The following is a 12,045-nucleotide window of genomic DNA, read 5'->3' on the forward strand; positions in this document are numbered from 1 at the left end:
AGTGGCTGTTGGAATACCCTTTTTTGGTATGCATATATCAAGTGCTAAATAATTAACCGGATGAATTACTGGGCCGCTTCGATGAGTGCTTTCAGCTCGGGAAGATTGAATCCTTTGGTGGCATGATCCCCTGCTACAGTAACAGGAACACCCATGAAACCAAGCTTTTCGACTTCCTCTTGATAGACTGTGCTAGTCATAACATCTCTTACTTCAAAAGGGATACCTTGCTCCGTAAGATATTGTTTGACCAGATTACAATCGCTGCAGCCTGCTGTTGAATAAACAATCACTTGCTGGCTCATTGGTTCACAGCCTCTTTGATAGCATCTCTTGTGATCTTCCAGTGGGAAGTGTTCCAGCGAACCTCATTATCCTCAAGCAGGAAGAGCTGTGGAGATTCATGCTTAATCCCGAAATCCTCGGCAATTTGATTGGAAACTGGACGATCCTCGATGACTAGAACTACTGCTGCTGCAGTATCCGCATCCTTTAGATAAGCCTGGAATTCTTCATTAGCTTTGGCGCTAATCGGGCAGGTAGTGCTGTGTTTGAACAGCAGTTTTTTGCCAGGTTTAGCCACATACTGCTTAAGATCTTCCAATGTATGAAGTTGTTGAATAGACATAGATATCACCCTCCTGGGATCGTTATTTTACTAACCATTGTGTTGTTAACAACCTGTAATCATGATTGTAACATATATTAAATTTAAAACAAAAAGGATTCTGGAGCAGCTAATCCAAGGATGACCAAACCCTCATTTTAGCGCGTTGAAAAAAAGGGGACGGCATGCTAAGGTGAAAGCAAGACAACTTGCTTCAATAATCCTTACTAGGTAGGAGCGTTGATAAGAATGAACAGAGTCGCATGCGTGACTGGAGCTGATCGGGGTCTTGGATTGTCTCTTGTACACTCTCTTTTAGAGAAACAGTTCTCAGTATTTGCTGGACAATACATGAGAGACGCAGATGAATTGAAAGCGCTTCAAGAAGAGTATCCGGAACAGCTGGAACTTATTCCACTCGATATTGGTAGTAAGGATAGTGTAAAGCAGGCAGCAAGGGCTATCGCCAGCAGAACTGGGCATGTTGATATTCTTATTAATAATGCCGGAATTATTCATTCCGCAGATGATGCTACGATGCTGGTGGATATGGATGATGAAGGCATGGCAGAGATTTATAATGTGAATACGCTAGGCGCGTTGAGAGTCAGCAATGCACTTATGGGACTTTTATTGCAAAGTAAGGATAAATTGATTGTTAATATTTCTTCGGAAGCGGGCAGCATTGGCAGAAATAAACGTATTAATATGTACGGCTACTGCATGTCTAAGGCGGCTCTCAATATGCAATCCTCCCTGATGCACAATCATCTAAAGACGCTTGGGGGTCAAGTGATGGTGTTTCACCCCGGCTGGATGAAGACTTATATGCATGGCGAAAAAAATGAGCAAGCGGATATTTCACCCGATGTGTCTGCAGACCAGATTATAAGTCAGGTTATGGAGTATAAAAAGTATCTAGGGGATGAGCCGGCCTATCTTGACGTGGATGGAAATACATGGCCTTGGTAGATGGTCTTCCCGTAATCAAAAAAGTACACGAAGAAAGGCGATGATAGGATGTCTACACTAAAAGCACTGGCACTCGGAAGTTATTCGGAGGTTAAATATCACCCATTTGCGGGAGTAGACCGGGAGATTGAGCAGATCCTTGCCAATGACCTGCAGGTATTCTCCTCGGAGGATTATGGGCTGCTTAATAAAGAAACATTATCTGACTACAAGCTGGTGATCTCTTATACCGAATTCTCCGATGATAAAATACCGGCGGAACAAAGCAGCGCATTGCTCTCCTATGTGGCTAACGGTGGCGGATTACTAGTGGTACATAACGGAATCTCCTTACAGCGTAATCAGGAGCTAGGCGCTATGCTGGGAGCGCATTTCACTCATCATCCAGAATTCACTTCGCTCCAGATGTCCATACCGGCACGGGAGCATCCCATTATGCAGGGGATCGAAGAATTTGTGATCGATGATGAGCCTTATTATTTTGAGCAGCATCCCTATTTCGAAACAACTGTGCTTATGGAATATCCTCATGATGGGGCAATGAGACAGGCGGCTTGGTGCCATGAATTTGGTCTAGGCCGGGTTGTTTATTTAATGCCTGGTCATCATTTGCCGTCATTTTCCGTAGAGCCCTTTCGCCAGATGATTCTTAGAGGTGGACTTTGGGCGGCAGGATTATTGTAGGATATAAGCGGATATACCTGTTGTAAAATAAAACACGAGTCCAACTGCGGGTTAGCCGCGGTTGGATTTTTTTTGTTGACTCTAACATTGGTGTCAGGGTTTATACTGGTGTAGAACAATTCTCATGAACCCCGGGGAGAATGCTATGAAAATAGGTGAGCTTGCTAAACTGACGGGCGTAAGCGTCCGTTCACTTCGTTACTATGAGAGTCAAGGATTAATCTCGCCGATCCGTCAGGCCAACGGATATCGGGAGTATTCTTCACTTGCTGTAGAGACGGTAGAAACGATTAAACTATATTTGAACCTGGGTCTGTCGACAGAGCAGATCGCGGGCTTTCTACATTGTGTCTTGAAGAACAAAGAAGCTTTCTGCGCAGAAGTGATGCCACTATACCGCAGTAAATTGGAAGATATTGAACGTCAGCTTGTAGAGCTGAATCAGATCAAGAGAAATTTGGAAGAACGAATGGCATCTATTCTGCAGGAGCAGGATGAGAGCAAGTTGGGAACGTGTCCACTGGAGAACTTGGAATAGTACTGCTGGTGTTGAAAAATATGAGGAGGAATGGCAAATGTCTATTATAAATGCCGATAGTGCGGATTGGGTGCGGTCAGAAATACGTGGTGGAGGAACGGTACTGGTGGATTATGGTGCGCCATGGTGCCCCCCTTGTAAGGTGCTGCTGCCTGTTCTGGAAGATCTTCACCAGGAATATGGAGACGATGTTTCTATTGTTAAGGTGAATTGTGATGAACTGCCGGATTTGGCTGGAGAAGCGGGTGTTATGGGGATGCCTACAGTCATTGTATATAAAGAGGGGCAGCCCGTGGAAAAGCTGGTCGGTCTGCGTCCGAAAGCAGCTTACCAAGGCATACTGAACAAGGTTCTTCAAGCATAAGGCAATAATTTAAAGATGAAATTAGGGAGACTCCATATTGTGGGGTCTTTTTTGCGTGCATGATTTACCCATCTTCGGTAAAAAATACGAACACAGTTATAAAGGAGGTGAAGAGAGTGTGGAATATTATTCTAGAGATAATTCCTAAATGGAGCGTGATTTTCCAAGCTATTATGATCTTTTTCGTTCCGTTTATTCTAATCCGGATGATGAGTTGGGCTAATGTAAAGGAAGATACGATAAGTACTAGAGCAACAAAAGCTGCCGGCAGCATAGGCGGGGGTATTCCTTACGGAGAAGCATCTCTAGGTTCTAGCAATACGAAAAAGGTTACTAAGGCGGACGATTCCGTTGGAATCAGTGAAGAATCTCCTACAGGAGCAAACTATAGCGGTCAATTTCGGGAGGATTTGCAAAGATTTAAAGAGATGAGCACAGATATGCATGATGTGAGTTTTCGGGAGTTGCGTATCGGAGGTATAAAGCTGCAAGCGGCCCTTATATTTGTAGATGGACTGACAGATAAAGATAAAATGGATCGGAATATTCTGAAGCCTTTAATGGATGCCTATAAGGTTTTTAAAGATCCCCATACGATACCGGAAGCAAAGGATCTAAAAGATATTCTCATTCATGAGATCGTGCTTATTTCGGAAGTTGAGTTTACGGATAATGTGAAGCTCTCCCTTCAAAAGGTATTGTTCGGCTCTGTAGTGCTGTTAGTAGAAGGGATACCGGAGGCTATTGTGCTCAGCACCCCGAAGGGGAACACAAGAGGGATAGAGGAGCCTGAATCAGAAGCTGTCTTGCGGGGATCTCGAAGCGGATTTAATGAGACGTTAAGTGATAACACGGCATTACTGCGCCGACATGGGCAAAGCACAGAGCTAGCCATGATTTCTTTTACTGTAGGAAAGAGGATGAAGAAGGATCTGGTTCTAACTTATATCAAAGATATCGCGAATGATGAACTTGTCGAAGAAGTCAAACGAAGAATTAGGACGATTGATATAGATGATGTGCAAGAATCTGGTTATGTGGAGCAATTAATCGAAGATAATAGCTTCACGCCATTCCAGCAGATTCAGAATACGGAAAGACCTGACCGCGTAATGGCAGCGTTATTGGAAGGGAGAGTAGCTATCCTGCTGGATGGCACACCTTTTGCCTTGATCATGCCCGTGTCCTTCGGGATGCTGTTGCAATCCCCAGAGGATTATTACGATCGGTGGATGGTGGGGTCGTTGGTGCGCTTACTGCGTTTTCTCGCCGCATTGATATCAATGTTTGCACCGGCACTATATATTTCCTTCCTCTCCTTTCAGCCGGGATTGATTCCGACAAAGTTGGCCATTTCAATCATCAGCTCCCGCCAAGGGGTACCTTTTTCGGTATTAATCGAAGCTTTGATCATGGAGACCTCAATCGAAATATTACGGGAGGCCGGACTCCGGCTGCCTAAACCTATCGGTCCTGCGATGGGGATTGTTGGCGGTCTAATCATCGGCCAAGCCGCGGTAGAAGCGGGAATTGTGAGTCCAATTCTAGTCATCGTTGTTTCAGTTACAGCAATCTCCTCCTTCACCATCCCTATGTATAGTGCGGGAATGACGCTGCGTATGCTCCGTTTTGTAGCTATGTTTTTTGCAGCAGTCTTTGGATTATATGGAGTTGTATTATTTTTTCTTTTCCTGAGTGCCCATTTAATCAAGCTAAAAAGCTTTGGCATACCCTATCTTGGCATGTTTATACCGTATAAGACTAAGGATTGGAAAGATTTTATATTCCGTATGCCACTGCAATTTCTAACAGGTCGTCCTACCCTGTTGAAGCCGAAGGACCCCCGACGCAAAGGGTGAGAGATCTAAGTAAAGGAGGAAGAGAATATGAGTGCCGAGGTGAAGGATCGAATTACTGCTGTTCAAGCGACAATCATACTAGCCAATTATACTATTGCGGCAGGGATAATTACACTTCCTCGGACGATTGTAGAGGCTAGTGAAACTCCAGACGTGTGGATCTCCGTTTTTTTAGGGGGAGTAATTACCTTTTTAACAGGTTTAATTATAGTGAAACTTAGTCAACGGTTTCCAGGTCAAACTATCTTTCAATTTAGCGGGAAAATCATTGGCAAGCCACTTGGAGCCATTCTCTCTATATTAGTGGTTTTTTATTTTCTATGCATCGCCAGTTTTGAAGTGCGTTCCGTGCAGGAGGTGACCTCTTTTTTTCTGCTGGAGGGAACACCTCCTTGGGCTATTGTTGCCATATTTATTTGGATAGCCTTCTATTTATGCAGAGGAGGACTTAATGCCATAACTAGCATGTGTAGGTTGATTGTTCCGATTACTTGGACAGTTTTTGTTGGAGTATGCTTGCTTAGTATTGAAGTTTTCGATATCGATAATTTGCGGCCTTTCCTTGGAGATGGTTTAGGACCGGTATGGAAGGGCATCAGGCCGACCATTCTGACTTTTACTGCTGGTGAAGCGATGCTATTCGTTGTTGCCTTTATGGATAAGCCACAAAAAGCAGTAAAGGTAATTATTGCAGGAACTTGTATATCAACATTCTTTTATCTTTTAGCCGTTGTAATGACTATTGGTGCGTTTTCTATAGATGGAGTGGTCACAAGAACTTGGCCATTTCTTGATCTAGTGCGAAGCTTTGAGGTGAATTATCTTATTTTTGAGAGGTTTGAATCGCTACTGCTGGTAATCTGGATTATGCAAATTTTCTGCACCTTCTGCATCACTATTTATGCTGCTGCTTTGGGAGTTTCTCAAATATTTCATAAACGATTTAATAGCTGCTTATTGGCTATACTTCCAGTAGCCTATGTAGTTTCCAGAATGCCACCAAATGTGAATGCTCTATTTGCATTAGGAACAGTCGTAGGTAATTGGATGATCGTTTTATTTGGATTAATTCCATTGCCGCTGTTGATCATCGCACATTTCCGGAGGGCGGCTTCATGAAAAAATGGAGAGTGTCGATTACATTTCTTATATTATGTACTTTGTTGACTGGCTGCTGGAGCAGCACACCTGTTGAGGAGTTAAGTATGGAGATTGGTGTTGCCCTGGACAGTGCGGAGGAGACAGGGGATGAGGAGGCAACCCAGCAAGGAGGCGGGAGAAATCCTATGCCTGCCCAAATAATGAGTACCTACCAGTTTACGATTCCTCAAGGCTCAGGAGGGTCAGGTATGAAGTCTGGGGCTTCCCCATCCTCAACCAGAAATTACTATAACATGAGTGAAGTAAGTGATTCGATGTTTGAAGCATTACGGGCACTTTCACTGCGTACTAGACGTACTCCGATCGGACATCACCTTAAGGTCATTGTGATCGGTGAGAAGCTTGCACGTTCTACCAAGTTTTCTGAGTTAATTGATTTCTTTAGCAGGGATAACGATATCCGTCCCAGTGTTCTACTATATGTCAGCAAGGGAAAAGCCAAAGATGTATTGGAAAATGCGCTGCCGGGCCAAACCCCTTCATTTGTATTAGAGGGGATTTTTGTGAATAGAAGTCGGAGCACGAGGATATGGGAGCCGGTTTCAATAGCTAAAGTGGCGGGTCCTTTGCATGGTAAAAGAAGTTTCATGTTGCAGAATGTAATTTCTTTAGAAAAAGAGAAGGAGACAAAGCTGGATGGAGCAGGCGTAATTAAAGGGAAAACGGGAAAGCTCGTTGGTTTTTTAGATGCATCGGAGCTGGAAGGTATGGTCTGGCTGACTGGAAAGGGAGAGGGGGGTGCTCTCAAAGCATACGACCCGTCTAACAATAAGCTCATTACCTATGAAATCAAATCCCTGGGTAGTAAGTATAAAGCTAATGTGAAGGATGGGAAGATCTCTTTTCATGTGAAAATAGAATCTACGGGGAGATATGGTGAGGCTTTTGCCAAGAGTGCAAAGAAGTTACATGACGGCATTGTAAAGGAGGATAAAGCAGTGCTGGAGAAGCATGTCTTAGACATGCTTCAGGTCACTGTGAAAAAAATGCAGAAGGAGCTGCATACAGAGGTTGCAGGTTTCGGCAACGCTTTGCGTATTCAACATCCAGCCGTATGGCGGAGCGTAGAGGATAACTGGGATGAAACCTTTAGCGAGATTCCGATTACCTATGAAGTGAAACTGAATATTGAAGAGTATGGTGCATCAGATACAACGGCTGAATAGAAAGGACCATTTGCAATGTTGTATGGAGCTACTTCGTTTGTGTCTGGATAGGAATGACATCATTATGATGCAGTGCATCGAGCACTTCATCCTTTAATTGCGATGTGAAGGCGTTCCATGCTTTTTTACCGATGTCCAGCTCTTCACGTCCAATAGCATTCAGTGTTTCCAGCCATAGACGTTTGTCGTTAATCAGCCCAAGTTGATCTTGAATCTCCTTATAGATCTCCTCATGCGCATGAAATTTCTGATTTAACGCAAAATCGGCCGCACTCGCGGTATAACGCAGTTCCTTAGCAGCGATTCTTAGCTGGTGCAAAGCGTCGAAGGCTTCTTTAGATTCGGCATTGTCTTCATGGAAAATAGCTTTACAGGTTTTTTTCTTCTGCTCATAAGCGATCTCAAGCTCACGCATAACAACGTTAACATTCTTTTTGGCGGCTAGGGCTTCAAGCTGCTCGCTTAGGAAGGTCTTCCACTTTTCCTCGAGGTCTTCATTGATTAGTTCAGGCAGCTCCTTAGCGAGCTTCTTGCGGTAAGTTTTGCGCTTATCCTTTTGGTAAGCAATCACTGCCTTTAACAGGTCTGCAGTTTTGGAATCTCCGTTCTCCTTCGCTTGCTTGCGCTTGTTCTTGAAAGATTCTATTAGAACATCTGCATCTCTCACTTTACCTAATCTCTTTTGCGCTTTTTTGAAAATAGGGTACAGGCCTGAAGTGTGCCGCGGATCAAGAATGGATAATAGACTTAGCAGCTTACGGCAGTTCACTCTTGCCTGGTGGATATCTTCATCAGCGAATTTATTTAATGCGTCATGGCTGTAATCCCAAAAGTTGATATAAAGGTGGTTAAGGGCTTGTTCCCATTGCTTTGTTTTGGTTAGCTGTCGTTCTTTGGTCAGCTTGTCTCCTGTCATGCAGCATCACTCCTTAACGTTTGGGATAGCATGAATTTAGGGCTTCCCCTATTATGCTCTGGGGTAAGTCCATTTACTATAAGAATAGCGTTATCATAACCTCATTTCAATTCTCTACTCACAGCATGGAGACAGATCGGTTACAATATTACTATCATTATTTATACGGATAGGCTTGGATCTTTAGCTGGTAGAGAATAGCAGGTCTCGTGGCTCATATTCGGGAAAGAGGGGCTTTGGTGGATACTCGTGAGTATGATTCAATATTTAGTAAACTTCCTTCAGAAATGGGGCTCTTTCAACATCTGAGTGCAAGGGATGAGAGCAAAGGTACAGAAGCAGGGAGCTTAGAGGATATGCTGGTCCCATTCGCTTTTGAGGAAACCTTATGCCGGGATGTTGGAGCGGGACTTATACCTCCTAGCTTACATCTGTGGAGTCATTCTGGTGGTGTAGCGCTTGGACTTCGGGACAGTAAGCTACCGTGTGCAGCTCAGGCGATGCTCACGCTTGAGGAGCAAGGGATTAGAACGGCGGTTAGGCATTCCGGCGGGGCTGCGGTGCCTCTGGATGCAGGGATCATTAATGTTTCTCTAGTTCTGCCCAAAGGACGTGGAAAGCTGGACTTTCATGATGACTTTAGGCTCTTGGCTGCTTTGATCACGGAAGCGGTTGCTATAAGTCATCCACAGGCTGCGGCGCAAATTGAGGCTGGTGAGATTGTTGGTTCTTACTGCCCTGGTGATTTCGATCTGGCCATTGGTGGCCGGAAGTTTTGTGGTATTGCTCAGCGTAGGCAGAACAATGCTTATTTTGTACATGCATTTGTTGTAGTTTCTGGCTCGGGACAAGAACGCGGTGAACAAATCCGCGATTTCTATGCGCGAGCCTCCGGAGGAGACTCCTCATTAGCTTATCCACGGGTTCGTCCAGAGACGATTGCTGGACTGGGTGAACTCGGTGGACCTGAAGTGGCGAAAGTGTTTGTGGAGGGGATTATTCAGGCTTTAATTCGTCGTGGGGTCTCTCTTAGAGCATCCCGCATTTTGCAGCAAGAGACAGGATACAGCTTGGACTATGATGATCCACGTGTGCTCGATGCAACGCGGGTGCTGCGCGAGCGGTATTCCTAAGGGCTGAGCATGGGTTGGAGTCTGTTAAAAAAGGACGTAACGGAAAGCTGGATAATGCCAGCCTACGTAACGTCTTTTTTAATATTCAACAATGACGCTCTTTTAATTATACAACTCAGGACGTCTGTCCGAAAAAATCGGAATTTGTTTCCTAATCTCACGCACCTGATGTAAATCGATCTCTCCGGTTAGAATTTCTTCCTCTTCAGAAGCCTCACACACAATATCTCCCCAAGGATCAATAATCATTGAATGCCCAGCAAAGATATTGGCAGGATCGCTGCCTGCACGGTTGCAGGCTACAACAAAACATTGGTTCTCGATGGCCCGGCTGATCAACAGCGCCCGCCAGTGGGACAATCTGGGCAGTGGCCATTCAGCGCAGACGAACAGGATTTCCGCCCCTTGTGCGGTATGGGCGCGAACCCATTCCGGAAACCGGATATCATAACAGATTAACCCTGCACATAACGTATCGTCTAATGTAAATAGTCCTTTGGCTTCTCCCGGCTGCAGATACAAATGTTCATCCATCAGCTGGAACAAATGCAGCTTGCTGTATTGTCCGACGAGCTCACCTGATCGATTAAATACATACATACGATTAGTTACACCAGTATCATTTCGGCTAGCGACAGAACCAGCGATGATATTGATGCTGTATTGTTTAGCCAAGCTGGAGATAAATGCCTTGGTAATTTCTCCTTCCGGATCGCCAATATCTTCTAAGCGAGTTAGATCATAACCAGTGGTCCATAGCTCAGGGAGAATCAGACAATCGGGGGCAGCGACAGCGGCTTCTTTTATTTTCTGGACAACAGCAGCATAATTCATAGCGGGATTGCCAAATGCTATATCCAGCTGAATCAGGGATATTCTCATAGGTATCCTCCTCTTTTGTTCAAGCGTATAGCACCGGATGAGGATAAGCAATGTTGATTTTTTAAAAATGATTTGATATATTAGTTGACGGGTCAATGATTATGCGTTAGTATAATTTCATACAAAACAATTGCATGCAATTAAATATAGAAAGGAGGTATATTTTGACGGAGTACTGTCCTGAGGAAGAACATATATTTGAACTGCTGCAGGCCTTAAACAAAGGAATCTCTCCAAAATTCGAACGTTGTGCAGGGATCAGTCCCACACGGCTTCGCCTCCTGCATGAACTGTTTCGGGTAGATGAAGTCAGCCAAATCAGTCTGCAAAAGGAAATGGATATTGATGCGGCAGCCGTCACCCGTCATCTGAAGGGATTGGAAGAGAGTGGCATGATCGCTCGCCGCAATAACCCAGCCGATAACAGGGTCACATTGGTCTCATTAACCGATCAAGGTCGGGAAAGAATGGTTAAATATAGCGAAGAGAAAAGGCGGTTTATCGCTACTCTGCTAACAGGTTTTAACGATCAGGAGCGAGCAGTGCTCATTGATATGCTCAATCGTCTGCAATCTAATATCATTCTGTTGTAACTTACAAAACACACTCAAAGGAGAATTAATCATATGAACGCTACACAAACAAATGATTTTCAAGAAATTATTACAGGACGCCGCTCTATCCGCAAATATGATCCATCCGTTAAAATCAGCAAAGAAGAAATGACACAGATCCTTGCCGAAGCTACACTTGCTCCATCTTCAGTGAACATGCAGCCTTGGCGTTTTCTGGTCATTGAAAGTGACGAAGCTAAAGCTACCTTAGCGCCTCTCGCTCGTTTTAATAACGTACAAGTAGAGACTTCTGCGGCTATGATTGCCATCTTTGGTGATTTGAACAACTTCGATTACGCTGAAGAAATTTACGGTACGGCTGTTGAACGTGGACTTATGCCTGCTGAAGTAAAAGAAAATCAATTAACCAGATTATCCGCTCATTTCGCTAACCTGCCACGGGAAATTAACAGAGACACCGTGCTTATCGATGGCGCACTTGTTGCTATGCAGCTGATGCTGGTTGCTCGTGCACATGGTTACGATACAAACCCAATTGGTGGATTTGAAAAAGACCAAATCGCTGAAGCGTTTGGTATGGAAAAAGATCGTTATGTTCCTGTAATGCTGCTCTCCATTGGTAAAGCTGTTGATGCAGGTTACCCCTCTGTTCGTCTGCCTATCGATAAAGTTGCTGAGTGGAAATAATTATTAAAGTTAGTAAAACGCGCTACCATAAACACTAATCTTAGGAGGAATATACAATGATCATTATTCATGCTGTACTTAAAGTTAATCCAGAGCGTCGTGAACAGTTTTTGACGGAGTCTAAAGCATTACTGGCTGCTACTCATGCTGAAGAGGGTAACCTTTCTTATGAGCTATATGAGAATGCTGGAGAAGCCAACTCATTTATTATGATTGAGCAATGGCGTGATGCTGAAGCAGTATCCAGCCACAATACGAGCGCTCATTTCACTGCTTTCTCAGCTAAAGCCGGCGAATTCTTGGCTGCTCCTCTAGATGTTAAAGTATTTAGCGCAGAACAGGTAAAATAAGCTGTCTCCATTCTTAGCGAATTCTATTTAAACCTAAACAGGGATGATCCATAGCCATAAAGGCTGTGGGGCATCCCTATTTTGCATTTCACCCCGTTTATAAAAAGGAGATCTAGGGTATCTATCCTTACCTTGATTCAAAGGCATGCAA

15 protein-coding genes are annotated in these 12,045 nt (G+C 44.2%); 11 read left to right on the forward strand and 4 right to left on the reverse strand.

The window, feature by feature from the left end; genetic code table 11:
* Window positions 1–65: 65 nt before the first annotated feature.
* Both NSQ50_RS02685 and ytxJ read right to left on the reverse strand, forming a co-directional pair.
* Window positions 66–305 (reverse strand): glutaredoxin family protein, encoded by a 240-nt coding sequence (locus tag NSQ50_RS02685; RefSeq protein WP_036676715.1) that lies wholly within the window; start codon window positions 303–305, stop codon window positions 66–68.
* Entirely contained in the window at window positions 302–628 is a 327-nt protein-coding gene (gene ytxJ, locus NSQ50_RS02690; protein ID WP_038568551.1) for a bacillithiol system redox-active protein YtxJ, read from the reverse strand. Before ytxJ ends, NSQ50_RS02685 begins: the two co-directional genes overlap by 4 nt.
* Window positions 629–856: 228 nt before the next feature.
* On the opposite strand from ytxJ, the gene NSQ50_RS02695 reads away from it, so the two are divergent.
* The 7 genes from NSQ50_RS02695 to NSQ50_RS02725 all read left to right on the forward strand — a co-directional run bounded on the left by NSQ50_RS02695 (window position 857) and on the right by NSQ50_RS02725 (window position 7,351).
* The gene (locus NSQ50_RS02695; RefSeq protein WP_036676722.1) at window positions 857–1,579 is read left to right on the forward strand and encodes an SDR family NAD(P)-dependent oxidoreductase; all 723 of its coding nucleotides are present in this window, start codon (window positions 857–859) and stop codon (window positions 1,577–1,579) included.
* A gap of 48 nt (window positions 1,580–1,627) precedes the next feature.
* Complete coding sequence (locus NSQ50_RS02700) at window positions 1,628–2,263, forward strand: ThuA domain-containing protein (RefSeq protein ID WP_076185171.1); 636 nt, start codon at window positions 1,628–1,630, stop codon at window positions 2,261–2,263.
* A 145-nt stretch (window positions 2,264–2,408) separates the two neighbouring features.
* The gene (locus NSQ50_RS02705; RefSeq protein ID WP_076185170.1) at window positions 2,409–2,801 is read left to right on the forward strand and encodes a MerR family transcriptional regulator; all 393 of its coding nucleotides are present in this window, start codon (window positions 2,409–2,411) and stop codon (window positions 2,799–2,801) included.
* Window positions 2,802–2,838: 37 nt separating this feature from the next.
* A complete protein-coding gene (locus NSQ50_RS02710; RefSeq protein WP_076124458.1) occupies window positions 2,839–3,165 on the forward strand; it encodes a thioredoxin family protein in 327 nt (108 codons plus the stop codon).
* A 116-nt stretch (window positions 3,166–3,281) separates the two neighbouring features.
* Window positions 3,282–5,024, forward strand: coding sequence for a spore germination protein (locus NSQ50_RS02715; RefSeq protein WP_076185169.1), 1,743 nt, complete (start codon window positions 3,282–3,284; stop codon window positions 5,022–5,024).
* A gap of 27 nt (window positions 5,025–5,051) precedes the next feature.
* Complete coding sequence (locus NSQ50_RS02720) at window positions 5,052–6,143, forward strand: GerAB/ArcD/ProY family transporter (RefSeq protein WP_076185168.1); 1,092 nt, start codon at window positions 5,052–5,054, stop codon at window positions 6,141–6,143.
* Entirely contained in the window at window positions 6,140–7,351 is a 1,212-nt protein-coding gene (locus tag NSQ50_RS02725) for a Ger(x)C family spore germination protein (RefSeq protein WP_076185167.1), read from the forward strand. The genes NSQ50_RS02720 and NSQ50_RS02725 overlap by 4 nt, the downstream gene beginning before the upstream one ends.
* Before the next feature lie 28 nt (window positions 7,352–7,379).
* Here NSQ50_RS02725 and NSQ50_RS02730 read toward each other — a convergent pair whose 3' ends face one another.
* Complete coding sequence (locus NSQ50_RS02730) at window positions 7,380–8,267, reverse strand: CHAD domain-containing protein (protein WP_076124450.1); 888 nt, start codon at window positions 8,265–8,267, stop codon at window positions 7,380–7,382.
* Between the two features lie 239 nt (window positions 8,268–8,506).
* On the opposite strand from NSQ50_RS02730, the gene NSQ50_RS02735 reads away from it, so the two are divergent.
* Window positions 8,507–9,400, forward strand: coding sequence for a lipoate--protein ligase family protein (locus NSQ50_RS02735; RefSeq protein ID WP_076223391.1), 894 nt, complete (start codon window positions 8,507–8,509; stop codon window positions 9,398–9,400).
* Window positions 9,401–9,502: 102 nt separating this feature from the next.
* Here the strand turns inward: NSQ50_RS02735 and NSQ50_RS02740 are convergent, their stop codons facing one another.
* Window positions 9,503–10,288, reverse strand: coding sequence for a carbon-nitrogen family hydrolase (locus NSQ50_RS02740; protein ID WP_076223445.1), 786 nt, complete (start codon window positions 10,286–10,288; stop codon window positions 9,503–9,505).
* Between the two features lie 158 nt (window positions 10,289–10,446).
* On the opposite strand from NSQ50_RS02740, the gene NSQ50_RS02745 reads away from it, so the two are divergent.
* Genes NSQ50_RS02745 through NSQ50_RS02755 form a run of 3 tightly spaced genes read left to right on the forward strand, consistent with a single transcriptional unit; the run spans window position 10,447 to window position 11,894 of the window.
* The gene (locus tag NSQ50_RS02745; protein ID WP_076304354.1) at window positions 10,447–10,875 is read left to right on the forward strand and encodes a MarR family winged helix-turn-helix transcriptional regulator; all 429 of its coding nucleotides are present in this window, start codon (window positions 10,447–10,449) and stop codon (window positions 10,873–10,875) included.
* Between the two features lie 33 nt (window positions 10,876–10,908).
* Window positions 10,909–11,544, forward strand: coding sequence for a nitroreductase family protein (locus NSQ50_RS02750; protein ID WP_076223389.1), 636 nt, complete (start codon window positions 10,909–10,911; stop codon window positions 11,542–11,544).
* Between the two features lie 56 nt (window positions 11,545–11,600).
* Window positions 11,601–11,894: a putative quinol monooxygenase gene (locus tag NSQ50_RS02755; protein ID WP_036676736.1), complete on the forward strand. Its 294-nt coding sequence runs from the start codon at window positions 11,601–11,603 to the stop codon at window positions 11,892–11,894.
* The last annotated feature ends 151 nt before the right edge of the window (window positions 11,895–12,045 follow it).

The organism is Paenibacillus sp. FSL R10-2788 (genome assembly GCF_038003885.1).
In the GTDB taxonomy this organism is placed as follows: domain Bacteria; phylum Bacillota; class Bacilli; order Paenibacillales; family Paenibacillaceae; genus Paenibacillus_AQ; species Paenibacillus_AQ odorifer.